Here is a 24844-nt window from a genome sequence, read left to right as displayed (position 1 = left end):
TCCGGCGCGCGCCTATTCCAGCGCGGGCGTCGAGTGCGGCGGCCGGCGCGCGCGCAAGGCCTGCTCGGCCGCATAGGCCAGCCGTATCAACACGGGTTCGGTGAAGGGCAAGCCAAAGAACTCCAGCCCGACCGGCACGCCCTGGGGGGCATTGCCGTCCGGCGCCGAAAATCCGGCCGGAATCACGATGGCCGGAAATCCGGTGGCCGACGCGAGCACGCCGTTGCGCTCTGCCTGGGTCTCGCCCACCGGCACCACCAGGCGCCGCTGGTGCGGAAATGCCAGCGCGTCAAGCCGATGCCGCGCCATCAGGTCCTGCAGCCGCTGGCGCAATGCCTGCTGGCGCTGCAGGCGTTCGCGGTACTCTCCTTCCCGCTCGCTCAGCGCCGCTGCGGTGGCGAGGGTTCCCGCCACGCTTGGATGGACAGAACCGGCAGCGATGATGTCCTGCATCGATCGCACCGGGACGCCGGGGGGCAGCCCCGCCAGGTAGGCGTCGAGATCGTGCTCCATCTCGTAGTGGTGCACAAGCGTGGACGCCAGCAGCTCATCCGGGCTGATGGCGTCGTCAAGGGTGACCAGCTCGGCGCCTTGTGCTGCGATGGTGGCCAGCGCTGCCTGCATCACGGTGTTGACGGGACGGTGCACCTCCTGGTCGCCGAAGAAATGGCGCAGCACGCCGATGCGCGCGCCCCTGAGTCCGTCGCGGTCAAGGCTGGCGGCATAGCTCGCCGGGATGTGGGACGCGCCCTGGCTGGTGACCGGGTCGGCCGGGTCATAGCCGGCGATGACATCGAGCAGCAGCGCCGTATCGGCGACGGTGCGGGTGATCGGGCCGATGGTGTCCTGCGTCAGCCCGCAAGGGACCAGCCCGGCCCGGCTGATCAGGCCCATGGTCGGGCGCAGGCCGACCAGGTTGTTGGCCGAGGCCGGCGAGCGGATCGAATTGACCCCGTCGGTGCCGATGCCAAGCAGGCCGAAGCTGGCGGCAATGCCGGCGCCGGTCCCGCCGCTGGAACCGCCGGGCGTGCGGGTCAGGTCATAGGGATTGAGGGTCTGGCCAGACAGGGTGCTAACGGTCTCGCCGCCGGAGGCAAGCTCGTGCAGGTTGGTCTTGGCCAGGACGACGGCACCCGCCTCGCGCAGCCGGCGGATCACGAAGGCATCGCCGGTGGACAGGTTGCCGCGCAGGCAGGCGGCGCCGGCGGTGGTTTCCATGCCGCCGCATTCGATGTTGTCCTTGACTAGCACCGGGATGCCATGCAGCGGCGCCAGCACCTGCGACGGGTTGCGCCCGGCCATGGCGTCGATGTGTCCGGCCTCTTCCAGCGCCTGCGGGTTGCGCTGCAGGATGCTGCGCAGGGCGGGACCGTCCTGGTCATAGGCCGAGATGCGCGCCAGGCATGCGCTGGCCAGTTGGCGCGCCGTCAGCCTGCCGTCGCGCATCGCGGCATGCGCGCTGGCGACGGTGGCTTCCACCACGCTGAACGGCGCGTGATGGCCGGGGTCGTCCGGCACCGGTTGGTACGAGTTTGTCATGAGAGCCTTCCATGCGCCGGCAAGGGCGCGAAGTGTTTGCGAGGTGATGGGCAGGCGGGGCAGCGGTACGGTGCCGCACCCCGCTTTGTCTCGCTATCGGTTGACCAGGCGGGCAGGTATTGTCCAGATGCAGAACGCACCCAGCATCAGCGTCCCGGCAATCATGTAGTAAGCACTGTTGCCGCTCTGGGTCACGTCGCGCAGGTAGCCGATCATGTAGCCGCTGGTAAAGCCGGCAAGGTTGCCGATCGAGTTGCTCATGGCGATGGCCGTGGCCAACGCCGCGCCGCTGAGGAAAGCCGTCGGCAGGGACCAGAACAGCGGCGTGCAGGTCAGGATGCCGGCTGCGGCGATCGACAGGAACACCAGGGACAGCGCGGTGTTGTGCATAACCCAGGGCAACGCCAGGAAACCGATCGCACCCATCATGCACGGGATGATCAGGTGCCAGCGCCGCTCGCGGTGCTTGTCGGCGCTGCGACCGAAGAAGTACATCGCGACAATGGCCGCCATATACGGGATCGCGCTCAGCAGGCCGATATGGAGCGGGTCGCTGACACCGGTCGACCTGATGAACGTGGGCAGCCAGAGCGTGATGCCGTACTGGCCCGTGACATAGCAGAAGCAGATCAGGCTGATCAGCCAGACGCGCGGATCGGTAAACACCTTGCCGACGCGTGCCTGCGGGTCCACCGCCTTGACGTCTTCCGACTTGGCCAGTTCAAGGACCTGCTTCTCCGCGCTGGTCAGCCATTTGGCCTTGGCAATGGAGTTGTCCAGGTAGTAGAAGCAGAAGCACCCCAGCAGCACCGCCGGCACCGCCTCGATGAAGAACATCCATTGCCAGCCGCCCAGGCCAGCCACGCCGGCCATGCTGCCCATCAGGTAGCCGGACAGCGGATTGCCGATGATGCCGGACAGCGGCGAACCCATGCAGTAGATGGCCATGATCTTGGCACGCCGGTGCGACGGGTACCAGCACGACAGGTAGTACACGATGCCTGGCGTGAAGCCGGCTTCGGCCAGCCCCAGCAGGAAGCGCAGCGTGTAGAACTGGGTTGGCGTCTGCACGAACGCAAAGCACGCGGAGAGTAGCCCCCACGTGATCATGATCCGGCCGATCCACACCTTGGCGCCGAACTTGTGCAGTGCCAGGTTGCTCGGCACCTCGAACAGGAAGTAGCCGATAAAGAAAATCCCGGCGCCCAGCCCGTAGACGGTCTCGCTGAAGCCCAGTTGCTGCGACATCTGGAGCTTGGCAAAACCTACGTTGACACGATCGAGATAAGCGATCAGGAAGCAGACCATCAGGAATGGCACCAGCCTCCAACTCACCTTGCGATAGGTCGCATCCTCGAACGTCCTGATCTTTGTTCCCGCCTGCAGGGTTGTATCCACAGCGTCTCCTCTGTTTTTTGTCAGGTACGGCAGTGCTGCGCTGATCCGTTGCGATCAGTCCGGCGGGGGCGTTGCGCACGCGCGGCGCCCGCCCCCGTCTCGGATGGCAGAGGCTCTCGTCAGGCGGCAGCCTTGAGCGACAGCGGCGTGGCGTGCGCGGCGAGATAGTCCATGGCGGCAACGGTGCCGTTGCCCGCGAGCGGAACGCCCGAGATCTTCAGGCCCATCTCGCAGCCGGCCAGCGTGGCCATCAGCGTGAGGTCGTTGCAGTCGCCCAGATGGCCGATGCGGAACATGCGGCCCTTGACCTTGCCCAGGCCGGCGCCTAGCGACATGTTGAAGCGGTCATAGATGTTCCTGCGCACCACGTCCGCGTCGATCCCCTCGGGCATCATCACGCCGGTCAGCACCGGGCTGTAGACGGCGGGGTCCGCGCACTGGATCTCCAGGCCCCAGGCCTTGACCGCGCGGCGGCAGGCTTCGGCCAGGCGCTGGTGGCGGGCGAAGACGTTGTCCAGCCCTTCCTCAAGGATCATGTCGAGGGCTTCGGACAGGCCATAGAGCAGGTTCGTGCTGGGGGTGTAGGGCCAGTAGCCGGTCCGGTTCATCTCGATGATTTCATCCCAGCCCCAGAAGCTGCGCGGCAGCCGGGCCGTGCGGGAGGCTGCGATGGCCTTGGGCGACACCGCATTGAAGCTGATGCCAGGCGGCAGCATCAGGCCCTTCTGCGAGCCGGACACGGTCACGTCCACGCCCCACTCGTCATGCCGGTAATCGGCGGACGCCAGCCCGGAAATGGTGTCGACCAGCAGCAGCGCCGGGTGTCCGGCCGCATCGATGGCGCGGCGCACGGCGGCGATATCCGAGGTCACGCCGGTCGAGGTCTCGTTGTGCACCACGCACACCGCCTTGATCGCATGCGCGCTGTCGGCACGCAGGCGGGCCTCGATCATGTCGGCCTGCACCCCGTGGCGCCAGCCCTCTACGCCCGGCAGGCCGAGGAATTCGGGCCTGATTCCCAGGTTCTCGGCCATCTTCTTCCACAGCGTGGCGAAGTGGCCGGTTTCGAACATCAGCACCGTGTCACCGGGGCTCAGCGTGTTCGACAGCGCCGCTTCCCAGGCGCCAGTGCCCGAAGCCGGATAGATCACCACCGGCTGCTCAGTCTTGAAGATCTTCTTGATGCCGTCCAGCACCTTGAGGCCCAGCGCGCCGAATTCAGGGCCGCGGTGGTCGATGGTCGGATAGCTGATGGCGCGCAGGATGCGATCGGGAACCGGGCTCGGTCCGGGGATCTGCAGGAAGTGGCGGCCGGCGGGATGGAAGTTGAGATTCAGCATTTGACTCCTCCTGTTGAGTTTTGAATGCAAAATACTTTATCAGAGGAGGGATGGAAAAACAGCGGAGATTGCGCGGAAATTCTCTAGCGTTTACCCGAAAAAATAAGGGTTTACATGTGTTTTTGAGTTCCAGTTGAGAGTCTGCTAAAATTGAACGCAATCACGTGATAGGAATTTTGAATGCAAATTTCCGCCACTTCCGGCTCGGATTCGCCGGCCCCGATACTACCCAGGCTCGAACGGCAACGCTTGCACGACACCGTGGTGGCCCACCTGCGCACGTTCATTGTCGAGGGCACCCTGGAACCGGGCAGGAAGCTCAATGAGCGCGAACTGTGCGAGACCCTGGGCATCTCCCGCACGCCGCTGCGCGAGGCCCTGAAGGTGCTGGCGGCAGAGGGGCTGATCGATATCTCGCCCAACCGCGGGGCGACCGTATCGCGCCTGTCCGGCGCGGAGATCCAGGACACGTTTGAGCTGATGAGCGGGCTGGAAGCCTTTTCCGGCGAACTGGCCTGCGAACGCATCACGGCCGTCGAACTGGCCGAGATCAAGGCCCTGCACTATGCGATGCTGGCCTGCCGGGCAAATGACGACCTCCCCGGCTATTACCGCATCAATCACCAGATCCATGACCGCATCAACCTGGCGGCCCGCAATTCGGCGCTGCGCCAGACCTATCTGTCGGTGAACCGGCGGCTGCAGGCGCTGCGCTTCCGCTCCAACTATCAGAAGCCGAAGTGGGACAGCGCCATCCGCGACCACGAAGAGATGCTGCAGGCACTTGAAGCGCGCGATGGCAAGCGCCTTGCCGCCATCCTGCGCCAGCACCTGCTGGACAAGCGCGACGCGGTGCTGCTGATCCAGGCAAGCGATGCCGGCGGCATGCCGCAAGCATAGGACGCTGGCGCCACCCTCACCTCAAGAATCCGAATAGCCCCATCAGCATTCTTTGCCCCGCTGTCACCATGGTGACAACCCCGGTTCTTACTCTGCGAGCGCATTGCGGCAAACGCAATCGGCCACGCGGCACCTGCCGCCGGCACACAACAACGCAGACGAACAGGGGAATCAAAGATGGCAGGGAACCTTGCACCGGGCAGCCTGGCGGGGATGGCGCGCGGCCGTGTGCTGGCCGGCACCGTGATCGCCGCACTGGCAGCAACACTGGCGGGCTGCGGCGGCGGCGATGACGCCGCGCCGGCAGCCGCACCGAACGACACCACCATCAAGACCCCGCCGCCAGCCGGTGCCGGCGGCCCGCGCGTGCTGCTGGTGGGCGTGGACGGTGCCACCTATGCCCAGGTGCAGGGCGCACTCCTGCGGCGTGAGCTGCCCAACCTGGCCCAGCTGAACCTGGTGCCCACCGCTACCGGGGGCATGCCCGGCACCATCACCGCGCAGCCGCCGCTGGACGCGCCCAGCTGGGCCACGGTGCTGACCGGCGCCTGGGCCAACCGCCACGGCATCGAAGACGATACCGGCAGCACCGCACTGCAGGCCCCCACCGTATTCCGCTACCTGCGCGCGGCCGGCAAACCCGGCCTGCAGCAGGGCGCATCCACCAGTTCGGGGGCGCTGCCTGGCCTGCTCAAGGCCGAGCAGGAAGCTGGCATGCTCGATACGCTGGTTGACTGCGCCGGGGTCGACAGCTGCGTCACGCAGAACGCCGTACGGCAAGTGCAGTCCGGCTATGGCGTGGTGTTTGCGCAATACAGCGCGCCGGCACAGGCGGCGGAAGCCGGCGGCTTCGGCAACGGCGCCTATGCCACGGCCCTCGCGGGCATCGACAAGGCGCTGGGCGAACTGCTCGGCGCCGTCGCCGCGCGCCACCAGGGGCAGCCGGCCGAAGACTGGCTGGTGATGGTCACCACCAGCCACGGCCTGGATGCCACCGGCGCAACCACCACGGTGCCGACGGTGGAGAACCGCACCGCCTTCCTCGCCACCAACAAGACGCTCAACGGCGCGCTGGCCAGACCTGGCGCAGCAGCGCCGGACACCCCGGCGGACCTGTCCGCGCTGCCGACCGAAGCCGACATCGTCCCCACCCTGCTGGCCCATGCCGGCGTGGCGCTTGACCCGGCCACCACGCGGCTGGACGGTTCGGCGTTGACCACCGCCACCGCAGGCGTGCGCGCCATCGGCGCCAGCATCAGCCAGTACAACGACGCCATCACGCTGAGCTGGCAGAACCCGACCGAAGCCTTCGGCGTCACCCGCGTGCTGCGCGACGGCGTGCAGATCGCCTCGCTGGGACCGGAGGTGCGGCAGTTCACCGACAAGGCCTTCAACATGGCCACGGGCCTGTACCAGTTCAACTACACGCTGGTGCGCAATGACGTGCCGGTGTCGTACCTGGTGCAGATCCACTACGTCAAGCCGGTCACGCTGGCGCCGACGCTGCTCAATGGCCTGGCCACGTACTTCAGCCTCGACAGCAAGCCGTTCGCCGACGCGAAGAACGCCGCCACGCTCGGCCCGTGGGTGGCAAGCCTTGATGGCGGCACGCTGGCTGCCGACAACTTCAGCGGCCAGTCGCTGCAGCTGGACTCGCGTGTCGACAGCTACAAGCTGGCTTACAACGCTGCCGATATCGCGCAAAGCCCGCAGTTCACCATCGGCTTCTGGTTCCGCACCGACTGCACCCAGGGCAACGGCACCGGCGAGCCCATCCTGTCCAACAAGAACTACATCTCGGGCGCCAACCCCGGCATTGCCGTCGCGCTGTTCGGCAGCTGCGAGATCCGCTTCAACCTTGGCAGCGGCAGCGGCAAGCGCGACGACATCAACGGCATGAAGGTGTCGGCCAACCAGTGGGCCTACCTGGCGCTGTCGGTCGATGCGGCAGCCAAACGCTTCAGCGCTTATGTCATCGATCCGGTGCTGGGCGTGCAGAAGACCGAGAACAAGGCAATCGCCAACACCGACGTGACCAAGCTGGCCGGGCTCGGCACCGGCTGGGGCGTGAACGACGATGCCACGCACAACTACGTGGGCAACAACCCCGGCGCGCTCAAGGGCGTGATGGGCTTCAACGACCTGGCGATGTGGACGCGAGTGCTGTCGCTGGACGAGTTGAAGACCGTCACCGGCGCACGCCAGCCGCTGTCCACGCTGAATCCATAAATCCGGCCGGAACCCGTTTCGTCATGGAACGGGTTCCTCACCGACCCTTACCCCCGCCCGATCCCCTGCAGGAGATTGACACCATGACTTTCCGACCTTCCACCCTGGCGCGGCCGCACTGGCTCGCCGCCCTGCTGATGTGCGCAGCACTCGCCGCCTGCGGCGGCGACTCCGGCGAAAGCCCCACCGGCTCGCCCAACGCGGCACCAACCACGCCGGGTGGCCCGGGCACCGGCGGCAACCCCGGCCAGGGGAATGGCAGCGACCGGCCGGGCGAGACGCCCGCCGTGAAGCCGCAACTGCGCTGCGCGCCCTGAAGCCGGGCCTGGCCCGTCTCCCCCTCCAGAAACCACCCGGCACAGAATCCATGAACCCGCAAAGCAGACGCAACTTCCTCAAGCTCGCCGGAGGCAGCGCCGCCGCCACCGCCGCGCTGGCGGCCTTCCCGCCGTCCATCCGCCGCGCGCTGGCGATCCCGGCCAACAACGCCACCGGCACCATCCGCGACGTCGAGCACGTGGTCATCCTGATGCAGGAAAACCGCTCGTTCGACAATTACTTCGGCACGCTGCGCGGCGTGCGCGGCTTTGGCGACCGCTTCCCGATCCCGCTGGCGGGCGGCCTGAATGTGTGGCAGCAGACCTATACTAACGGCAGCACCACCCGCACCGTGCTGCCTTACCACCTCGACAGCAGTGCCGGCAATGCGCAGCGCGTCAGCGGCACGCCGCACTCGTACCCGGATGCGCAGAACGCCTGGGACCTGGGCCGCATGAACAAGTGGCCGACCTACAAGCAGACCCAGTCGATGGGCTACTACACCGAAGCCGAACTGGACTTCCAGGTGGCCCTGGCCAATGCCTTCACCCTCTGCGACGCCTATCACTGCAGCTTCCATGGCGGCACCAACTCCAACCGCCTGTTCCACTGGACCGGCACCAATGACCCCAGCGGCGCCAACGGCGGGCCGGTGATCGACAACAGCGGCGACTCGTTCACGGGGTCGGCCCCGCCCTACACCTGGAAGACCTACCCGGAGCGCCTGGAAGCCGCCGGCGTGAGCTGGAAGGTCTACCAGAACATGCCGGACAACTTCACCGACAACCCGCTGGCGGGCTTCAAGCAATACCGCGACGCCAACGCCGCGCGCGGCAACCAGGCCAACGGCAGCCCCTACCCGGCATACACCAGCGCCGACGAAGCCATCAGCCCGCTGCTCAAGGGCGTGGCCAACACCATGCCTGACGGCGGCTTCCTGCAATCGCTGCGCGACGACGTTGCCGCGGGCAAGCTGCCGCAGGTGTCGTGGATCGTGGCGCCGGCGACGTACTCGGAGCACCCCGGGCCTTCCAGCCCGGTGCAGGGCGCCTGGTATACGCAAGAGGTGCTGAATGCCCTGACCGCCAACCCGGCGGTGTGGAGCAAGACCGTGCTGCTGATCAACTTCGACGAGAACGACGGCTACTTCGACCACGTGCCGCCGCCGTGCGCGCCCGCCTACGACGGCGACACGCTGGCCGGCGCCACCACGCTCGACCCACAACAGGTCAGGCCGGAATACCACGTCGACAAGCACCCCTACGGCCCCGGCCCGCGCGTGCCGATGTACGTGGTCTCGCCATGGAGCCGCGGCGGCTGGGTCAACTCGCAGGTGTCCGACCACACCTCGGTGCTGCGCTTCCTGGAAGCCCGCTTTGGCGTGGCCGAGACCAATATCAGCAGCTTCCGCCGTGCGGTGGCGGGCGACCTGACCTCGGCCTTCAACTTCGTCAGCCCAAACACCAACCCGCTGCCCACGCTGCCCAGCCGCGACAAGGCCAGCGCCGATGCCATCCGCACCGCGCAAGGCGTGCTGCCGCAAGTACCGCTGCCATCGGCCAGCAGCCAGCAGATGCCGCAGCAGGAGACCGGCACGCGCCCGTCGCGCGCCCTGCCCTATGAGCTGCACGTGAGCGCCCGAGAAGACGCCCGCGACCAGCGCGCGGTGTGGCTGCTGTTCAGCAACACCGGCACGGCGGCGGCGGTGTTCCACGTCTACGACCGCCTGCACCTGGACCGCGTGCCGCGCCGCTACATGGTCGAACCGGGCAAGGAACTGCATGGCAGCTGGGACGTCTTTGCCAGCGACGACGGCAAGTACGACCTGTGGGTGCTTGGCCCCAACGGCTTCCACCGCGCCTTCCGCGGCAATGCGGGGGCCGTGACCGCGGCGGGTGCCAGCGCCCCGGAGATCCGCGTCTGCTATGACATCGCCAATGCCGCGGTGTACGTGGACATGATCAACACCGGCAGCGCCCCCTGCACCTTCACCGTGCAGCCCAACGCCTACCGCACCGACGGTCCCTGGACCTACGAGGTGCCGGCCGGCATGCAGCTGCAGCAGCACTGGCCTGTGGCCCGCCAGGGCAACTGGTACGACTTCACCGTCACCACCGCGCAAGGCGGCTTCACGCGCCGCTTCGCCGGGCGCATCGAGACCGGCAAGGACAGCGTGTCCGATCCGGCGATGGGCCTCAACGGCTGACGCGCACGTCGCCTGACGGGCAGCGCTACGCCCGCCCCCGGCCGCTCCGGCCGCGGGCGGGCGTCGCCGTTTTGTCATATTGGCCCGCTAGACTGCGCGGTCGTCCGGGCCTGTCCGGGCTGCCCCCCCAACTTTCCTGCGGATAACCATGCTTGGCGACCTGCTGATGACCTTTTTCGAAGTGGCGCGCCAGGGCAGCATCACCATGGCGGCGAGGCAGTTGCACATCAGCCAGCCCACCGTCACCGGCCGCATCCGCCAGCTTGAAGAGACCTACGGCGTGGAACTGTTCCACCGCCGCGCCAGCCGCGTCGACCTGAGCGACGTGGGCGTGGCGCTGATGCCGGTGGTCGAGCAATTGATGCAGCAGGAAGGCAATGCCGACTACCTGCTGCGCAACGCCGGCAACCTGCGCTTCGGCAACCTGCGCATCGGCGCCACCGGCCCCTACTACATCCTGCGCGCGGTGGCGGCGTTCCGCCAGCGCTACCCGGCGATCGACGTGAGCCTGGACATCGGCAATTCGCAGCAGATGCTGGAGGCGCTGTTCGAGTACCGCATCGACGCCGCGGTGTCGTCGCACCCGGTGGACGACGACCGGCTTGCCTGCATCCGGCTGGCGTCGGACCCGATGGTGCTGGTGGTCCATCCGGACCATGCGCTGGCGCGGCTGCCGCAGGTCGAGCTGCCGCAACTGCGCGGCTGCCACCTGCTGGTGCGCGAGCACGGCTCGATGACGCGCAAGGCCACCGAGACGGCGCTGGCCGCGTGCGGGCTGGAGCTGCCGCCGCACACCGTGATCGGCAGCCGCGAGGCCATCTACGAGGCCATCCGCCAGGGCCTGGGCGCCAGCGTAGTGCCGCTGGGCGAGGTCCCGCGCGACCCGCTGCTGCGCGTGGTGCCGTTCGCGCAAGGCGCGCCGGTGCTGCATGAATACCTATACTGCCTGCAGAGCCGGCGCGAGACTCGGCTGGTCGGCGCCTTCCTGGACTGCGTGGCGCTGGACGAGCCGACCGCCGCCACCCACGCCGCCTGACACCCGCATGCTTGCCGCGGCAGATAAAGCGCCAATGCCGGTATCGGAAAACTTGGGTCCTTCATCACCGCGCGGTCACCACGCCGCGCCAAGCTTGCCGGTTTCGCCAACTGAGCTATCGCGCATGCCCGCTGCCCCCCGCCTTGCCCTGTTTGACCTCGACCACACCCTGCTGCCGCTGGACAGCGAGTATGAGTGGGCCCGCTACCTCGTCGCCATGGGCGGCGCCGAGGCCGCCGAGATCGATGCGCACAATGCGCGCTGGCTGGCCGCCTACCAGGCCGGGCGCCTGGACTTTGCCGGCCATGCCCGCTTTGCCCTGGGCTTGCTGGCACGCCACCCGCGCCAACGCCTCACGCAATGGCGCGCGGACTTCATGCGCGAGGTGATCGTGCCCGCCATCCGGCCCGAAGCGCTCGACCTGCTGGCGCGCCACCTCACCGCCGGCGACCTGTGCTGCATCGTCACCGCCACCTGCCGCTTTGTCACCGAACCGATCGCGCGCCAGCTGGGCGTGCCGCACCTGCTGGCGGTAGAAGCCGAACACGACGCGCATGGCGAATTCACCGGCGCGCTGGCGGGCGTACCGGCCTTCGGCCCCGGCAAAGTCCTGCGGGTGCTGGCGTGGCTCGAGACGCTGGGCATTGCGCACACGGCGCTGGCGCAGGCCACCTTCTATAGCGACTCCCGCAACGACCTGCCGCTGCTCGAAAGCGTTGGCCACCCGGTCGCCGTCAATCCGGATTCAACGCTGAAGGACGCGGCCGAGTCACGCGGGTGGCCGGTCTTGCACCTGTTCGGCACGGCCGGCGTGCCCACCGCCTGATCCCATGCACCCGCACGCCGGCTTCCCCGAGTACGACCAGCTGCTGGCCTTGCTGGATACGGGCAGCCACGTGCTGGATACGCGGGTGGTCTGCGAAACCATGGTGCAGGGCCGTCGCTTCGGCGTCCATGCCGCCACGCTCGGCAGCCGCGATCCGGGCGCGCCCGCGATCGGCATCTTCGGCGGCATCCACGGGCTGGAGCGCATCGGCACGCAACTGGTGCTGGACTACCTGCGCTCGGTGCTGAGCCGGCTGGCGTGGGACGAGCTGCTGCACCGCGAGCTGCAGTCGGTGCGGCTGGTATTCATGCCGATCGTCAACCCCGGTGGCATGTGGGCCGGCACCCGCGCCAACCCAAACGGCGTCGACCTGATGCGCAACGGCCCGCAGGACGCCGATGCGCGCGTGCCCTTCCTGGCCGGCGGCCAGCGCATCGGCGCCTGGCTGCCCTGGTACCGCGGCACGGCGGGCGCGCCGATGGAAGCGGAAAGCCGCGCGCTGCTGCGCGTGGTGCAGGAAGAACTGCTGCCGCGCCCGCTCAGCTTTGCGGTGGACTGCCATTCAGGCTACGGCTGGCGCGACAGCATCTGGTTTCCGTACGCGGGCACGCGCCGGCCGATGGCGCACCTGCCCGAGATGTACCTGCTCAAGACGCTGTTCGAGCAGGCCCACCCGCACCACGGCTACACCTTCGAGCCGCAAAGCCACCAGTACCTGCTGCACGGCGACCTGTGGGACCATGCCTATGACCTGACGCCGCACGGCAACCTGTTCCTGCCGATGACGCTGGAACTGGGCTCGTGGCTGTGGATCAAGAAAAACCCGCGCCAGCTGTTCTCGCGCGAGGGCATCTTCAACCCGATCAAGGCGCACCGCACCGCACGCGTGCTGCGCCGACATGTGAGCCTGTTCGACTTCCTGGGCCGCGTGGCCTTTGCGCCAGATCGCTGGCTGCCGCGCGGCGCGCAGCGCGACGACCTGCTGCTGCAGGCACGCGCACACTGGCAGACGGAGGCGCCGCCATGAGCCGATGGGTATTCTTGCGGGGACTGACGCGGGAATCGCGCCACTGGGGAAGCTTGCCGGCGCGCTGGGAAGCGGCCGGGCTGGGGCGGCCACTGCTGCCCGACCTGCCCGGCAACGGCGCGCTGTCCGCGCAGCCGGCGCCGTGGAGCGTGCCTGAGATGGTCACCGCGGTGCGGCGCCAGTTGTCTGCCGCCGGCGCGCCCGGACCATACCGCGTGCTGGCGATGTCGCTCGGCGCGATGGCCGCGACCGAGTGGGCCAGCGCCTATCCGGACGAAGTCGGCGGCCTGGTGCTGGTCAATACCAGCATGCGGCCGTTCTGCACGCCGGCGCAGCGCCTGCGGCCGCGCAACTGGGGCAAGCTGCTGCACGTGGCGCAGCGCTGGCAAGACCGCGCATACTGCGAGCGGACTATCCATGCCATCACCTGTGCGCGCACCGATACGCTGGCGCGCGACATCGAGACCTGGCAGGCCATTGCCGCCGACGCACCGGTGAGCCGCCAATCCGCGCTGGCACAGTTGCTGGCCGCAGCCCGCTATCGTGCCCCGGCCAGTGCGCCGCGCTGTCCGGCGCTGATGCTTGCCTCGGCGGCCGACCGCCTGGTCAACCCGGTGTGCTCGGCGCGCATCGCGCAAGCCTGGGACGCCCAGTTGCTGACACACCACTGGGCCGGGCATGACCTGCCCCACGATGACCCGCAGTGGCTGTGCAATGCCGTCGCCGGCTCGGTGGTGCTAAGCCGCGGCTAAGGCCTGCTCCGCCGGCATGGCACTGGTCAGCAGCGCCGCCGCGGCATCCAGCCGGTCCGGCGTGCCAAACAGCCGTGCACTGGTCAAGCCGTTCTGCAACGCCCCGAACACCACCTGCGCCAGCTGCTGCGGCGGCGCCGGATAGGGCGCCTTGCGCTGCGCGGCGGCGCGCTCGAACAAACGGGCCAGCCATTGCTCATTGAGGCGGATAAAGTCCTGCATCGCGGCGCGCACCGCGTCTGGCAGCATCAGCACGTCGGCCGACAGCATGCCCACCAGGCAAGCCTGGTCGGTGCCGGCACCCGCGAGCAAAGGTGCAAGGTATTGCCGCGCCTGCTCGGCAGGAGGCAGGCCGGCGTCGATCGCATCCAGGCGCGCCCGCCTGCGGGTGCCGTATTCGCGCACCGCTTCCAGCACCAGGTCGTCCTTGGACGGGAAGTAATAATGGATGCTCGAGGTCTTGACCCCGACCAGGTCGGCCAGGTCGCGGTAGCTGAAGCCGTTGAACCCCCTGCGGCGGATCAGCACCAGCGCATGTTCGACCAGTTGCTCGCGTACGGATCGGGTGTTCATGGCATCAACTCCATCGTCTTGCTGCCGCGCCGTTCAGGCCGGCAGCGTTTGTGCGATCAGCGTGATGAGGGACCCGCTTGCGAAGCAAAGCCCTACCCATCCGCCAAGGATCAGCGCAGTGTCACGCCAACGCATGATCAACTCCTGAAGACGGGCCGCACGCTGGCGGCCCGGCGGGTTTCAATGGCCGGCATCACACCGGCCGGCTCTCAGGCGATGGCGCCGTCGGTATAGGGGTCAGCCTTGCCCACGCGCGCACCGTCGGTGTACGGGTCGAAGCTGCGCGACGGTTGGGCCGACACGCCGCTGCGGTCCAGGCCCGCTACCGTGCGGGCACCGTCGGTGTAGGGATCAGCCTTGCCCACGCGGGCACCATCGGTGTACGGGTCGAAGCTGCGCGACGGTTGGGCCGACACGCCGCTGCGGTCCAGGCCCGCTACCGTGCGGGCACCGTCGGTGTACGGGTCGACGCTGCGCGACGGTTGGGCCGAGACACCGCTGCGATCCAGGCCGGCTACCGTGCGGGCACCGTCGGTGTAGGGATCAGCCTTGCCAACGCGGGCACCATCGGTGTAGGGATCGGCCTTGCCAGCGCGTGCGCCTTCGGTGAACGGATCAAACTTGCCGGTGCGGGCGCCTTCCGTGAAGGTGTCGAACTTGCCGGTGCGGAAGGTGTAGCCGTACTTGTCGCCGGTGAAGGTGCTGTCCTGCACGCTGGCCGCTTGCGCAACACCGCCCGCGAGCGCGGCGGCAAGGGTGGCGGCGGTAATCAGGGTCTTGGTGATCTTGGTCATGATGGGCTCCAGGGTGCGATGTTTCGGGATCGCGTCAATTCGGTATCAGTGGCTGTGGCAGATCGCTCTTTCGATCCCGCATCTACTAGTAGATAGATACTCAGTCTCGAAAAAATGACCGCCTCCGGTCATGCAATGGGACCGCCACGTTTTCGCCTTGTCTTGCTTGTTGCCGGCGGTGCAGCGCTTCCATGAGTCAAATACTATCTACTACTAGGTAGAGAGTCAAGGAAAAACATTTCTATCGGCCCGATAGCCTATGCCTTTCTTGGCTCTATCTCATTGTTTTAAAAGCGCTTATCACCGATCCCACAGCGTCGGCAGGCTGTCAATAAAAAAGCCGCCATGCAGCTTGCGCCACATGACGGCTTCAGACGCGCCACTGATATGCGCGAAAACTTTAGCCGGCGACGGCGGCCATCAGCGTGTCCGCCGCGGCCTCAACCCGGTCAGACGTCCCGAACAGGCGCGCCGCAATCAGCCCGCTCTGCAGCGAGCCAAACACCACCTGCGCCAGCCGCGCCGGCGGCACCGGGAACGGCGTGCTGCGCTGCGGCTGCGCGCGCTCCAGCAGGCCGGCCAGCCATTGTTCGTTCATCAGGAAGAAGCCCTGCAACAGCTTGTGCACGGACTCCGGCAGGCACAGTGTCTCGGTCGACAACATGCCGCACAGGCAGATCTGGTCCGAGCCGCAGCTGGCGCGAAACGGCGCCAGGTAGATGGCCGCCTGCTCGGTAACCGGCAGGCTGGTGTCGATGGAGCGGATGCGCTCGGCCAGGCGGGCGCTGTATTCCTTCACCGCCTCCAGGACCAGGTCCTCTTTGGCCGGGAAGTAATAATGGATGCTGGAGGTCTTGACCCCCACCAGTTCCGCCAGGTCGCGGTAGCTGAAGCCGTTGAAGCCGCGGCGGCGGATCAGGACGAGGGTGTGCTCGAGCAGTTGCTCGCGTACTGATTGCGTTTTCATGAAAGCAGTGTATCTACGCGAAGATAGGCGCTCAAGTTGAAATGCCCCGGGGCTGGGGTAATTCCCTAGCCCAGGGGCATCCGCGGCATGTGCTTTAGCCAGGCAGGACCTGCGCGGCGAAGGTGATCATCGAGCCACTCGTCACGCAAAGCACCAGCCATCCGCCAAGCAGCAGGATACTGTCACGCAAACTCATGATGAACTCCATCGGACGGCAGTCAGCGTGACCGCCGCCGTAAAGTTGTTGGCCGCCGACCTCAAGGCCGGCAGCAATCAGGCCAGGGCGCCGTCGGTGTAGGGGTCAGCCTTGCCGACGCGCGCGCCGTCCGTGTACGGGTCGAAGCTGCGGGCCGGCCCGGCCGACACGCCACTACGGTCCAGGCCAGCAACGGTGCGGTAGCCGTCCGTGTAGGGATCGGTCTTGCCGACGCGGGCGCCGTCGGTGTACGGATCAAACTTGCCGACGCGGGCGCCTTCCGTGAACGGGTCGAACTTGCCGGTGCGGGCACCTTCCGTGAAGGTGTCGAACTTGCCGGCGCGGTAGCTGTAGCCGTACTTGTCGCCAGCCGAGGTGTTGTCTTGCACGCTGGCGGCTTGCGCCACGCCACCTGCCAGTGCGGCGGCAAGGGTGGCGGCGGCGATCAGGGTCTTGGCGAACTTTGCATTCATGATGGGCTCCTGGGTGCGATGTTTCGGGATCGCGTCAATTCGGTATCAGTGGCTGTGGCAGGGTCACTCTTTCGAGCCGCATCTACCAGTAGATAGATGCCAGGTGCTAAAAAAATGACCGCGCCGGTCTTGCGATGGGATCGCCACTTTTCCGCCCGTTCTTGCTTGCTTCCGGCGGTGCAGCGGTGCCATGGACTGAATGCTATCTACTACTAGGTAGATAGTCAAGGCAAAAGTTTTCTATCGGGTCGATAGCCGCCTGCCGACGCTGCACGATAGGGACGCAAATCCACTTGAGGCACGCATGCGAATGAACTTTTCTTCACCCGGACACCGATAGCCTGCTAGCCTGAAGGGAACGCCCTCCCCGAAACATCGCCATGCCTGAAGGCCCCCGCAGCGCTCAGCCGGCATCCCGCCACCGCTGGCTCGCCACCGCCGCGGCACTCGCCGTGGCCGCGGGTGTTGCGCGGCATCTACTGTTTCGTGCGGTGGAACGCAAAGCCTTTGTCACGCCGACGGATGAAACAAAGGATGCGGCAGCACCCGACATTTCAGCCCTGACGGTGCGCCATGCCACGTTCGCCAGCGGCAGTCGCATCCTGCACGCCGCCTTCATGCCGGCCGCGGACCCCGAAGCGCCGGCGCTGATGGTGTGCCACGGCGACAATGAGAGCCTGCCCGACTGGGCCCCGGTCCAGGCCATGCTGGCCGGCGCGGGCATCGCCTCCTACGTCTTCGACTACAGCGGCTACGGCCGCAGCAGCGGGCGGCCAAGCGTGCGCCGCCTGCGCGAGGATGCGCTGGCCGCCTACCGGCAATTCCTGGCAACCACGCCGCAGGCAAGACGGCGCGTGGTGCTGGGGCATTCGCTGGGATCGGGCATCCTGCTGGAGGTGGCGCAGCGCTTCGATCCGCAGCCCGATGGCTATGTCATTGCGGCGGGCTTCAGTTCGGCGCGCCTGGCCGCGGTGCAGACCGGGCGCATCCCCGCATGGGCCGCGTGGCTGCTGCCGGATCCGTGGAACAACGCCGCGCGTGCCAGCCGGCTGGAGCGGCCGCTGCTGGTGGTGCACAGCCGAGACGACGCGGTGATCGTCCCACCCCACGCGGAACGCGTGGCCCGTGCGGCCAGGCATCTGCATGCGCTGGTGATGCTGGAAGCCATGCCGCATGACGCAGCCATCCTGCCGGAACATATCGATGCATTCTGGCCGCCGATCCTGCGCTTTGTGCGCGCGCAGGACGGCGATGCCGTGCAGGCACTGTTGGCAGGAAACGACGCGAAATATGAAGGCGATCCACCTGGAAACACGGATCAGGCAGGCACACCGGGCAGTCGCACAGGCACGTTGGCGACAGCAAGCGGCAAGCGCGGGCAGTAGGGTCGCGGGACGGCCGGACCCTGGCCGGACAATCTACCGCAGACGTCCGCCACCGGCAATCATCCTTGTGGGCGAGGCGCCACGGCGAGGTGCCTGAGAGACTTTCTGCCGGATTCTTGTCTATATTGGACCCCATGGCACGAGCATCGCAATTTCGCCATTGACAGCACTGGAGGTACTGCCATGCGTAGGCTTGCAAACCTGTTCAGTCCGCCGACCCCGGAGAAAATCGCCGAGAGGGAACTGCAAGACATGAGGCTGACGCTGTTCCAGGCCGAAAGACGCTTGCTCGAAGCGCAGATGCAGGTGGCCTACTACCGCGACATGGTGGCTTTCCTGGAAGCCGTTGCGGCCAAGGGCGTGGAAGACGTGGTCGACAAGCGTCGCGCCACGCCGCCTGCCGTGCCGGAGCTGCCGGCACGCACGCCCGGCCTCACCACGGTCCCGATCGTTCCGTCCGCGGCCTGACGCAGCCGGGGCTGGCCCCGACCTGTGCGATACTCGCGCTGCCTGGCGCCCGTGCGGCGCGCAGGCGCACTATCCACAGGAACCAGCCCCATGAGCGAACTGCTGCCCGCGATCGAATTCGAAACCGCGCCCAATCCCGCCAGCGCCGTCATCTGGATGCATGGGCTGGGCGCCGACGGCAGCGATTTCGCCCCGGTCGTGCCTGAGCTGCGCCTGCCCGCATCGCCCGGCGTGCGCTTTATCTTCCCGCACGCGCCGGCTATCCCCGTGACCTGCAACGGCGGTTATGTCATGCCGGCCTGGTATGACATTTATTCCCTCGATGAAGCCGGCCGACGCGCCGATGAAGCCGGCATCCGTGCCTCATGCGAAGCCATTCGCGCACTGATTGCGCGCGAAAACGCCCGTGGCATCCCCACGCACCGCATCGTGCTGGCAGGCTTCTCGCAAGGTGGCGCGATTGCCTACACGGCCGGACTGAGCCATGCCGAGACCCTGGCCGGCATCGTCGCGCTGTCCACCTACATCCCTGCGCCGGCAGCGCTGGCGGCCGAGGCCAACGCCGCCAACGCCACCACGCCCGTGTTTGCCGCCCATGGCACGCAGGATGACGTGGTGCCGCTGCAGCTGGGCGTCGCCGCCCGCGATTTCGTGCAGGCGCGGCAGCACCCGGTGACGTGGCACACCTATCCGATGGGCCATTCGGTCTGCCTGGAAGAGATCGCCGCCATCGGCACATGGCTGGCAGCGCGCTTTGCGCAGGCAGCCACCGCGCAGTCCTGATCCGCTCCCTGACAAGATGATTGCCGGCCGCTGCGCCGCGCATCGCACCACGCCGCAAGCATGACTCTCGCCCCACTGCCCAGGATCGATTTCAATACCCGCAAGGCACTGCTGTTCGCGCTGGCCGCCGAACGGCTGTCGGCCTACTACGAACACCGCCAATGGATGACCGACGCCCAGGGTGCGACGCTGGCCGGCGAATGGCTGTCGCGCTCGAAACTGCAGTTGCCGCTGTCCGAGCGGCGCCTGTTGTCGGAACTGAGCGACCAGTTCGCACGCCAGCTGGCTGAGACCCTGTCACGCGAGGCCGGCCTGTATGCCGCGCACGAGATGATGGAAGCCCTCGATCCCAACTACCAGTCTGCATTTGCCTACGACATGCTCGAAGAATGCGAGCGGCTGCTGCATGAAAACGGCGTGACGGAATAGCGGGCGGGACGGCGGGCGGCGTTTGCAAAGATTGACAGTTGCATTGCGCGCGGGCGCGTAAACTTCGCGCACTGATGACGCCCCCCTCCCGCCTACCATGGAACGCAAGCACTGCCTGGCCTGGATCGCGCTGAGCATGATCGCAGCAGCCTTGCTGACACTGCTGTGCCTGATCCTGAATGACCACGCCGAGACCCAGGCCGCCAAAAGGGTCGAGCAAATGGCCGTCCGGGTGAAGCCCGCGGGCGCAGGCCTGATCCAGACCCACGCTGCGCAACAGCCGGAGCGGCTGTCGCAGGTCCTGGGCGCGCGGCGCTGAGCCGCATCGGGTGCGCCCCGGCCCGTAACTTCAGAACGACGACCAGTGGTTAAGAAGAACAACAGCACGGGCCGGAGCGCGGGCTTGAGTGTAGGCGCGGTGCCCACCGACGACTGCAAAGAATTGATAAGAGCGCCGTAGCAGCTACGCCACTGCCGGCGCAAGGCCTGGACCGCCACAAACGCCGCGCAGCAGCGCGTCATAGGCCGTCACCGTGCAGGCGGGCAAGGCCTCGTTCGAGGCGCGCTACAGCACGCCGTATTTTCTTGCGCGCTTCACCGACATCGTCGTCACGCACCAGTGGGAAAACGGGCTTAACTGACCGCCCCACTATCCGATGCTGGTATGCGAGGCCGCCTATCGGCAGGATCCGTCCGGCATTGGCGACATCTTTGTCACCAATGCCATCGACCTGAAGCGGCATGAAGCCTTTGAGCGGTTTGCGCTCGGGCTGGGACCGAGAATCGGAAAACCTGCGCATAAGAACGTTCATGTCTTCCGATAGATGCAGGCAGAGGGAGGCTGCTTGTCGCCTTCCATTGCAGGCATGGCGTGGCCCGGTTGGAAGACGTGTTGGCGAGCGCTGCCCGCGCAGCAGGCAGCGCATGGGGAAAGTGAGCGCAGGAGACCCGCGCAGGGCTGCCTAGACCGCTGGCGTGGCCGGCCACACCGCGCCGGTCAGCGCGGCCAGCGCGCTGTATGACGTGGCCAGGTGATAGGGCGAAGTCGACGGCATCTCCGCGCGCACCACCTCTCCCGAGCGCGCCACGCATTCATGCCAGCCTTTTTCCTGCAGGAAGCGGCTGCGGAACTGCTGCGTCCAGGCTTCCAGCGCCGCCATCGACTCCGGCGCGCCATGCACGGCGAGCGCGCGCGCGTACTCGGTCTGCGCCCAGATGCGCTGGGTATCGTCCAGCATGGAGCCATCGGCGTTCAGTGCCGCGCTGACGCCCTGCGTCGACGGCACCACGCCGTGCCGCTGCGCAAAGGCAAAGGCCTGGCGCAGCGTCTCGGCCAGTGGCAAGTCGCCGAACAATGCCGGCCTGCCGCCCACCAGCGAGAACCACTCGAACTGGTGGCCCGGCTCGATGCGGTTGCCGGCGCTGCCTTGCGGCAGCTCGGCAATGCAGCCGCTGGCCGGATCGACAAAGCGCTCATGCACGGCCATCGCGATCTCGCGCAGGCGTTCGGCATACCACTCGTCCCCGGTCGCATCCAGCGCGGCCAGGTAGGCCTCGGTCAGGTGCATGATGGGGTTCTGCAGCACGCCGGCGCCCTTGGGCCGGAAATGCTCGGTGAGCGCGGCTTGGTACAGGCCCGCGCCGTCCGCGAAGCGGTCTTCGACGATGTCGACGGTTTCATCGAGCACGTCGAGTGCATCAGGGTTGCCGCGCCGCGCATGATAAGTGGCGCAGGCAAAGATCACGAAGGCATGGGTGTAGAGGTCGCGCGTGGCATCGAGCGGCGTGCCGGCCGGATCGACGCTGTAGATCCACGCGCCCTCGCCATTGCCGAAGTAGGCCTGCAGCGAGCCGAAGAGCGTATCCGCATGCGCATGGTTGCCGGCCAGCGAGAACACATAGAGCTGGCGGGCGCACGCCATGGCGCGATAGCGGGCCGGCGGCAGCGGCGCGGCACTGGCGCCGTCGAGTGCCTCGTAGGGCAACAGCAGGTCGGCATTCCAGCCGCTGGCGGTCCACAGCGGCAGCACGGTGGCATCGTAATGTGCCGTCAGGGCGGCGACCCGTTGGATGAGCTCAGGCGAGATGGGCATGATCTGGCGACGAAGTACAGGCGCGGCGGAGGCCGCAAAGGCCGTATCTTGCCATGCCGCGGCCGAAAGACAGTCATGGCATTTGCGGCGTCCAGTTGCTAGCATCAATGGCGCCCCCCCGCGAATGGGAGAAACCCATGTCGACTTTGCCCCTCACGCTGACTGACGATCACCGCACATTGGTGCTTCACGTCCTGGAAGATGCACCCGGCCAGTTCACCTGGCGCATCGTCATGGAAGAACGCTGTGGCGCCGCCGACGAGGATTGCACTGTCGCAGCGCCATCCACCTACGGCTCCCGTGCAGAGGCCGAGGCCGCCTGCTGGGCCGCCGGCAACGGCATACTGAACGGTCCGCGCGCCGCAGGCGAACTGCGCGCCACCTGAAGCGTCCGCGGCGTCGCGCAATACTTGCACTACGTGCCCCGTGTCCTAGTCTGGAAGCGTGGCAGTGGCAACGCGGGGTATGCATTTACCCGCGGTTTTCCGTTCCGGCCACGCCCGGGCAACGTATGCTGCCCGGGGCGCTTCCTGCCACCTGCCTGTCATATTCCTGGCCTTAACTGACCTGGTCGCCATGCCGCCCCTAGAAACGGGCACGGTGGGCAAGGCCGCAGGAGCATGCAATGGATAAGCCGGTCGTCACGCCCCAGCGCTTCGTTGAACTGATGAACGAGCGCCTCGCCAAGCATCCCCTGTTCCGCGAGGGCATGCGCGTCTATGCCATCCCGCAGCACACCGACCATCCGCGCAGCCTGGTCTGCGTGGGGCCGCGCGGCACCGAATGCGTATGCGCCACCATTGAAAACATCGTGCGGGGTGAATGTGAGGTGTTCCCCGACATCGATCAGGACTGGCACCGCCCGCCCAAGCCCGGCACCCCCGCCGAGATGCGGGCGCGCTGAGTTGCCCCGCGCGCCCGACGCCTATGCCCAGCGGATGGCATGACCAGAACGTGACGTACCGCGGCCACCGCATCCATGTCGCGGCGCTGCGCTATGGCGGCCAGCATGACGGGTGGTGGACGCTGCGCGCGGAGATCTGGCATCACGGCAACAAGCTGGCTCTGCCCTGCCCGGCCGCGCAGACGCGCTTTGGCTGCGCCACCGACGCCACGCGCGCGGGCGTTGCCTGGGGGCGCGAGGCCATCGACACGCACATCGCCGGCCAGCACGATGCCGAAGACGCGGCGATGCACTAGTGCCGCTGCTGTTCGTCAAACGTCGATCGCCGAATCCGACTTCACCTTGCGGCGCAGTTCGAACTTCTGGATCTTGCCGGTCGAGGTCTTGGGCAGCGGCCCGAAGTAGACCGCCTTGGGCACCTTGAAGCCCGCCAGCAGCGTGCGGCAATGCGCGATCAGTTCTTCCGCGCTGACGCTGGCGCCGTCTTTCAGTTCGACAAACGCGCATGGGGTCTCGCCCCATTTGACATCGGGCTGCGCCACCACCGCGGCGGCCAGCACCGCGGGATGCCGGTAGAGCGCGTCTTCCACCTCCACGCTGGAGATGTTCTCGCCGCCGGAAATAATGATGTCCTTGCTGCGGTCCTTGATCTTGATATAGCCGTCGGGCATGCACACGCCCAGGTCGCCGGTATGGAACCAGCCGCCGGCAAAGGCCTCGCGCGTGGCCTTCTCGTTCTTGAGGTAGCCCTTCATGCAGATATTGCCGCGGAACATGATCTCGCCGATGGTCTCGCCATCGGCCGGCACCGGCTGCATGGAATCGGGATCGAGCACCGCCACCTGCGACTGCAGGTGATAGCGCACGCCCTGGCGCGCCTTCTTGACCGCGCGGTCCTGCTCGGACAGCGTGCTCCAGTCATCCTGCTCGGCGCAGACCGCGGCCGGGCCGTAGACCTCGGTCAGGCCATAGACATGGGTCAGCTCGAACCCCATCGCCTCCATCTGCGCCAGCACCGCGGCCGGCGGCGGTGCGCCGGCCACCATGCCGCGCACCGGGCCGCGCACGCCCTCGCGCCACGCGGCGGGCGCATTGACCAGCGCGGTATGCACGATCGGCGCGGCGCAGTAGTGCGTCACGCCCTCTGCTCGCATCAGGTCGAACACCAGCCTGGGCTCGAACTTGCGCAGGCACACGTTGACGCCCGCGCGCGCCGCAACGGTCCACGGGAAGCACCAGCCATTGCAGTGGAACATCGGCAGGGTCCACAGGTAGACCGGGTGCTTGGGCAAATCCCACTCAAGGATATTGGACACGGCATTGATGGCCGCGCCGCGGTGGTGGTAGACCACGCCCTTGGGGTCGCCGGTGGTGCCAGAGGTGTAGTTCAGCGCGATGGCCTCCCACTCGTCGGCCGGCATGTGCCACGCGTAGTCCGGGTCGCCCGAGGCGAGGAAGGCTTCGTAATCGGTGTCGCCGAACGGCGCCTCTTGCGGGCCCAGCACGTCATGCACGGCGATGACCTTCAGGCCGGGGATCTCCAGCGCCATCTGGCGCGCGAGGTCGGCAAACTCGGTATCGGCCAGCAGCACGCGGGCCTCGCCATGGCGCAGCATGAAGACCAGGTTGGCGGCGTCGAGGCGGATATTCAGCGCATTGAGCACGGCACCCGCCATCGGCACGCCAAAATGCGCCTCCACCATGGCCGGCGTATTGGGCAGCAGCGCGGCCACGGTATCGCCCTTGCCGATGCCGGCCCGCGCCAGCGCGCTGGCCAGGCGCCGTGCGCGCACATAGGTGTCGCGCCAGTTCTGGCGCAGCGGGCCGTGCACGATGGCCAGGCGCTCGCCGTACACCTCGGCGGCGCGGACCAGGAAGTCGATGGGCGTAAGCGGCACGAAGTTGGCCGCGTTGCGGGCCAGGCCGCTGTCGAAATCGGTGGGCATTGCTTGTGTCTCCGCGTATCTGCGGCGTTGGCGGCGGGGCCGCGCAACAGGCCGCGTGATGCTGTCAATGCGCTGCATGGCTGCAGCGATGTCCGGGGCAAGGTGACCATTGTCCGCGCCATCCGGCGCTGTCACTTTTTCTGGCACAAGGCTATCATCGCACACGCTGGCGCACTGTCGCCCAGACGACAAACCTGCCGCAAACCCGCGCCAGGCAAGGCTTACACGATTCTTACAGGGACCCGGCCCGAGCCGCGCGTCC

Annotated in this window: 26 protein-coding genes and 1 pseudogene; 18 read left to right on the top strand and 9 right to left on the bottom strand. The window is 67.2% G+C overall.

Translation table 11 applies throughout. From position 1 onward, the window contains the following. Positions 1–12: 12 nt before the first annotated feature. The 3 genes from CNE_RS23620 to CNE_RS23610 all read right to left on the bottom strand — a co-directional run bounded on the left by CNE_RS23620 (position 13) and on the right by CNE_RS23610 (position 4277). Positions 13–1539, bottom strand: a complete 1527-nt coding sequence (locus tag CNE_RS23620) for an amidase family protein (RefSeq protein WP_013952802.1) — start codon at positions 1537–1539, stop codon at positions 13–15. Positions 1540–1632: 93 nt separating this feature from the next. Next, positions 1633–2937 carry an MFS transporter gene (locus CNE_RS23615; protein ID WP_013952801.1) on the bottom strand — a complete coding sequence of 435 codons (1305 nt, stop codon included), beginning with the start codon at positions 2935–2937 and terminating at the stop codon, positions 1633–1635. A gap of 119 nt (positions 2938–3056) precedes the next feature. Continuing rightward, positions 3057–4277: a pyridoxal-phosphate-dependent aminotransferase family protein gene (locus CNE_RS23610; RefSeq protein ID WP_013952800.1), complete on the bottom strand. Its 1221-nt coding sequence runs from the start codon at positions 4275–4277 to the stop codon at positions 3057–3059. 180 nt (positions 4278–4457) lie between these two features. On the opposite strand from CNE_RS23610, the gene CNE_RS23605 reads away from it, so the two are divergent. From CNE_RS23605 to CNE_RS23570, 8 genes are all read left to right on the top strand, one after another. Continuing rightward, a complete protein-coding gene (locus tag CNE_RS23605; protein ID WP_013952799.1) occupies positions 4458–5177 on the top strand; it encodes a GntR family transcriptional regulator in 720 nt (239 codons plus the stop codon). 177 nt (positions 5178–5354) lie between these two features. Then, positions 5355–7406, top strand: a complete 2052-nt coding sequence (locus CNE_RS23600; protein WP_041228615.1) for a LamG-like jellyroll fold domain-containing protein — start codon at positions 5355–5357, stop codon at positions 7404–7406. A gap of 83 nt (positions 7407–7489) precedes the next feature. Continuing rightward, complete coding sequence (locus CNE_RS23595) at positions 7490–7723, top strand: hypothetical protein (RefSeq protein WP_013952797.1); 234 nt, start codon at positions 7490–7492, stop codon at positions 7721–7723. A 50-nt stretch (positions 7724–7773) separates the two neighbouring features. Then, positions 7774–9930 carry a phosphocholine-specific phospholipase C gene (locus CNE_RS23590; RefSeq protein WP_013952796.1) on the top strand — a complete coding sequence of 719 codons (2157 nt, stop codon included), beginning with the start codon at positions 7774–7776 and terminating at the stop codon, positions 9928–9930. 148 nt (positions 9931–10078) lie between these two features. Beyond that, positions 10079–10966 (top strand): LysR substrate-binding domain-containing protein, encoded by an 888-nt coding sequence (locus CNE_RS23585; RefSeq protein WP_013952795.1) that lies wholly within the window; start codon positions 10079–10081, stop codon positions 10964–10966. A 124-nt stretch (positions 10967–11090) separates the two neighbouring features. Continuing rightward, positions 11091–11792 (top strand): HAD family hydrolase, encoded by a 702-nt coding sequence (locus CNE_RS23580; RefSeq protein ID WP_013952794.1) that lies wholly within the window; start codon positions 11091–11093, stop codon positions 11790–11792. Between the two features lie 4 nt (positions 11793–11796). Further along, complete coding sequence (locus CNE_RS23575) at positions 11797–12819, top strand: M14 family zinc carboxypeptidase (RefSeq protein WP_013952793.1); 1023 nt, start codon at positions 11797–11799, stop codon at positions 12817–12819. Further along, positions 12816–13571: an alpha/beta fold hydrolase gene (locus CNE_RS23570; protein WP_013952792.1), complete on the top strand. Its 756-nt coding sequence runs from the start codon at positions 12816–12818 to the stop codon at positions 13569–13571. Before CNE_RS23575 ends, CNE_RS23570 begins: the two co-directional genes overlap by 4 nt. Here CNE_RS23570 and CNE_RS23565 read toward each other — a convergent pair. The 4 genes from CNE_RS23565 to CNE_RS23550 all read right to left on the bottom strand — a co-directional run bounded on the left by CNE_RS23565 (position 13557) and on the right by CNE_RS23550 (position 16574). Then, positions 13557–14144, bottom strand: a complete 588-nt coding sequence (locus CNE_RS23565; protein WP_013952791.1) for a TetR/AcrR family transcriptional regulator — start codon at positions 14142–14144, stop codon at positions 13557–13559. The genes CNE_RS23570 and CNE_RS23565 overlap by 15 nt on opposite strands. A gap of 209 nt (positions 14145–14353) precedes the next feature. Then, positions 14354–14938, bottom strand: coding sequence for a hypothetical protein (locus CNE_RS23560; RefSeq protein ID WP_013952790.1), 585 nt, complete (start codon positions 14936–14938; stop codon positions 14354–14356). Between the two features lie 400 nt (positions 14939–15338). Continuing rightward, on the bottom strand, positions 15339–15905 hold the full coding sequence (locus CNE_RS23555) for a TetR/AcrR family transcriptional regulator (protein ID WP_013952789.1): 567 nt from the start codon (positions 15903–15905) through the stop codon (positions 15339–15341). A 273-nt stretch (positions 15906–16178) separates the two neighbouring features. Beyond that, on the bottom strand, positions 16179–16574 hold the full coding sequence (locus CNE_RS23550) for a hypothetical protein (protein ID WP_013952787.1): 396 nt from the start codon (positions 16572–16574) through the stop codon (positions 16179–16181). 380 nt (positions 16575–16954) lie between these two features. Between CNE_RS23550 and CNE_RS23545 the strand changes: the two genes are divergently transcribed. The 7 genes and pseudogenes from CNE_RS23545 (at position 16955) to CNE_RS43110 (ending at position 20463) form a co-directional block, all read left to right on the top strand. Then, complete coding sequence (locus tag CNE_RS23545; protein WP_013952786.1) at positions 16955–17959, top strand: alpha/beta hydrolase; 1005 nt, start codon at positions 16955–16957, stop codon at positions 17957–17959. A 183-nt stretch (positions 17960–18142) separates the two neighbouring features. Further along, positions 18143–18427, top strand: coding sequence for a hypothetical protein (locus CNE_RS23540; RefSeq protein WP_013952785.1), 285 nt, complete (start codon positions 18143–18145; stop codon positions 18425–18427). 90 nt (positions 18428–18517) lie between these two features. Further along, positions 18518–19210, top strand: coding sequence for an alpha/beta hydrolase (locus CNE_RS23535; protein WP_013952784.1), 693 nt, complete (start codon positions 18518–18520; stop codon positions 19208–19210). Between the two features lie 60 nt (positions 19211–19270). Next, complete coding sequence (locus tag CNE_RS23530; RefSeq protein WP_010812498.1) at positions 19271–19639, top strand: hypothetical protein; 369 nt, start codon at positions 19271–19273, stop codon at positions 19637–19639. 97 nt (positions 19640–19736) lie between these two features. Beyond that, a complete protein-coding gene (locus tag CNE_RS23525; protein WP_013952783.1) occupies positions 19737–19958 on the top strand; it encodes a hypothetical protein in 222 nt (73 codons plus the stop codon). A gap of 214 nt (positions 19959–20172) precedes the next feature. Beyond that, positions 20173–20277, top strand: a pseudogene (locus CNE_RS39390) (DUF2827 family protein); the annotation flags it as partial. A gap of 18 nt (positions 20278–20295) precedes the next feature. Continuing rightward, entirely contained in the window at positions 20296–20463 is a 168-nt protein-coding gene (locus CNE_RS43110; protein WP_013952782.1) for a DUF2827 family protein, read from the top strand. Between the two features lie 138 nt (positions 20464–20601). Here CNE_RS43110 and CNE_RS23520 read toward each other — a convergent pair whose 3' ends face one another. Then, positions 20602–21732 carry an AGE family epimerase/isomerase gene (locus CNE_RS23520; protein ID WP_041228614.1) on the bottom strand — a complete coding sequence of 377 codons (1131 nt, stop codon included), beginning with the start codon at positions 21730–21732 and terminating at the stop codon, positions 20602–20604. Between the two features lie 137 nt (positions 21733–21869). Between CNE_RS23520 and CNE_RS23515 the strand changes: the two genes are divergently transcribed. From CNE_RS23515 to CNE_RS23505, 3 genes are all read left to right on the top strand, one after another. Then, complete coding sequence (locus CNE_RS23515) at positions 21870–22118, top strand: hypothetical protein (protein ID WP_013952780.1); 249 nt, start codon at positions 21870–21872, stop codon at positions 22116–22118. 239 nt (positions 22119–22357) lie between these two features. After that, entirely contained in the window at positions 22358–22636 is a 279-nt protein-coding gene (locus tag CNE_RS23510; RefSeq protein WP_013952779.1) for a hypothetical protein, read from the top strand. 50 nt (positions 22637–22686) lie between these two features. Further along, positions 22687–22932, top strand: a complete 246-nt coding sequence (locus tag CNE_RS23505) for a hypothetical protein (protein WP_238553129.1) — start codon at positions 22687–22689, stop codon at positions 22930–22932. A gap of 15 nt (positions 22933–22947) precedes the next feature. Here CNE_RS23505 and CNE_RS23500 read toward each other — a convergent pair whose 3' ends face one another. After that, positions 22948–24582 (bottom strand): acyl-CoA synthetase, encoded by a 1635-nt coding sequence (locus CNE_RS23500; RefSeq protein WP_013952777.1) that lies wholly within the window; start codon positions 24580–24582, stop codon positions 22948–22950. Positions 24583–24844: the final 262 nt, after the last annotated feature.

This window comes from Cupriavidus necator N-1 (genome assembly GCF_000219215.1).
Classification (GTDB): Bacteria; Pseudomonadota; Gammaproteobacteria; order Burkholderiales; family Burkholderiaceae; genus Cupriavidus; species Cupriavidus necator.
The sequence above is the reverse complement of the archived record's forward strand: the minus strand, read 5'-3'. Positions and strand labels throughout refer to the sequence as shown.

Coding starts and splice junctions, on each gene's coding strand:
- CNE_RS23620 (WP_013952802.1), bottom strand. CDS start 1,539: ATGACAAACTCGTACCAACCGGTGCCGGACGACCCCGGCCATCACGCG.
- CNE_RS23610 (WP_013952800.1), bottom strand. CDS start 4,277: ATGCTGAATCTCAACTTCCATCCCGCCGGCCGCCACTTCCTGCAGATC.
- CNE_RS23605 (WP_013952799.1), top strand. CDS start 4,458: ATGCAAATTTCCGCCACTTCCGGCTCGGATTCGCCGGCCCCGATACTA.
- CNE_RS23600 (WP_041228615.1), top strand. CDS start 5,355: ATGGCAGGGAACCTTGCACCGGGCAGCCTGGCGGGGATGGCGCGCGGC.
- CNE_RS23595 (WP_013952797.1), top strand. CDS start 7,490: ATGACTTTCCGACCTTCCACCCTGGCGCGGCCGCACTGGCTCGCCGCC.
- CNE_RS23590 (WP_013952796.1), top strand. CDS start 7,774: ATGAACCCGCAAAGCAGACGCAACTTCCTCAAGCTCGCCGGAGGCAGC.
- CNE_RS23585 (WP_013952795.1), top strand. CDS start 10,079: ATGCTTGGCGACCTGCTGATGACCTTTTTCGAAGTGGCGCGCCAGGGC.
- CNE_RS23580 (WP_013952794.1), top strand. CDS start 11,091: ATGCCCGCTGCCCCCCGCCTTGCCCTGTTTGACCTCGACCACACCCTG.
- CNE_RS23575 (WP_013952793.1), top strand. CDS start 11,797: ATGCACCCGCACGCCGGCTTCCCCGAGTACGACCAGCTGCTGGCCTTG.
- CNE_RS23570 (WP_013952792.1), top strand. CDS start 12,816: ATGAGCCGATGGGTATTCTTGCGGGGACTGACGCGGGAATCGCGCCAC.
- CNE_RS23565 (WP_013952791.1), bottom strand. CDS start 14,144: ATGAACACCCGATCCGTACGCGAGCAACTGGTCGAACATGCGCTGGTG.
- CNE_RS23560 (WP_013952790.1), bottom strand. CDS start 14,938: ATGACCAAGATCACCAAGACCCTGATTACCGCCGCCACCCTTGCCGCC.
- CNE_RS23555 (WP_013952789.1), bottom strand. CDS start 15,905: ATGAAAACGCAATCAGTACGCGAGCAACTGCTCGAGCACACCCTCGTC.
- CNE_RS23550 (WP_013952787.1), bottom strand. CDS start 16,574: ATGAATGCAAAGTTCGCCAAGACCCTGATCGCCGCCGCCACCCTTGCC.
- CNE_RS23545 (WP_013952786.1), top strand. CDS start 16,955: ATGCCTGAAGGCCCCCGCAGCGCTCAGCCGGCATCCCGCCACCGCTGG.
- CNE_RS23540 (WP_013952785.1), top strand. CDS start 18,143: ATGCGTAGGCTTGCAAACCTGTTCAGTCCGCCGACCCCGGAGAAAATC.
- CNE_RS23535 (WP_013952784.1), top strand. CDS start 18,518: ATGAGCGAACTGCTGCCCGCGATCGAATTCGAAACCGCGCCCAATCCC.
- CNE_RS23530 (WP_010812498.1), top strand. CDS start 19,271: ATGACTCTCGCCCCACTGCCCAGGATCGATTTCAATACCCGCAAGGCA.
- CNE_RS23525 (WP_013952783.1), top strand. CDS start 19,737: ATGGAACGCAAGCACTGCCTGGCCTGGATCGCGCTGAGCATGATCGCA.
- CNE_RS43110 (WP_013952782.1), top strand. CDS start 20,296: ATGCTGGTATGCGAGGCCGCCTATCGGCAGGATCCGTCCGGCATTGGC.
- CNE_RS23520 (WP_041228614.1), bottom strand. CDS start 21,732: ATGCCCATCTCGCCTGAGCTCATCCAACGGGTCGCCGCCCTGACGGCA.
- CNE_RS23515 (WP_013952780.1), top strand. CDS start 21,870: ATGTCGACTTTGCCCCTCACGCTGACTGACGATCACCGCACATTGGTG.
- CNE_RS23510 (WP_013952779.1), top strand. CDS start 22,358: ATGGATAAGCCGGTCGTCACGCCCCAGCGCTTCGTTGAACTGATGAAC.
- CNE_RS23500 (WP_013952777.1), bottom strand. CDS start 24,582: ATGCCCACCGATTTCGACAGCGGCCTGGCCCGCAACGCGGCCAACTTC.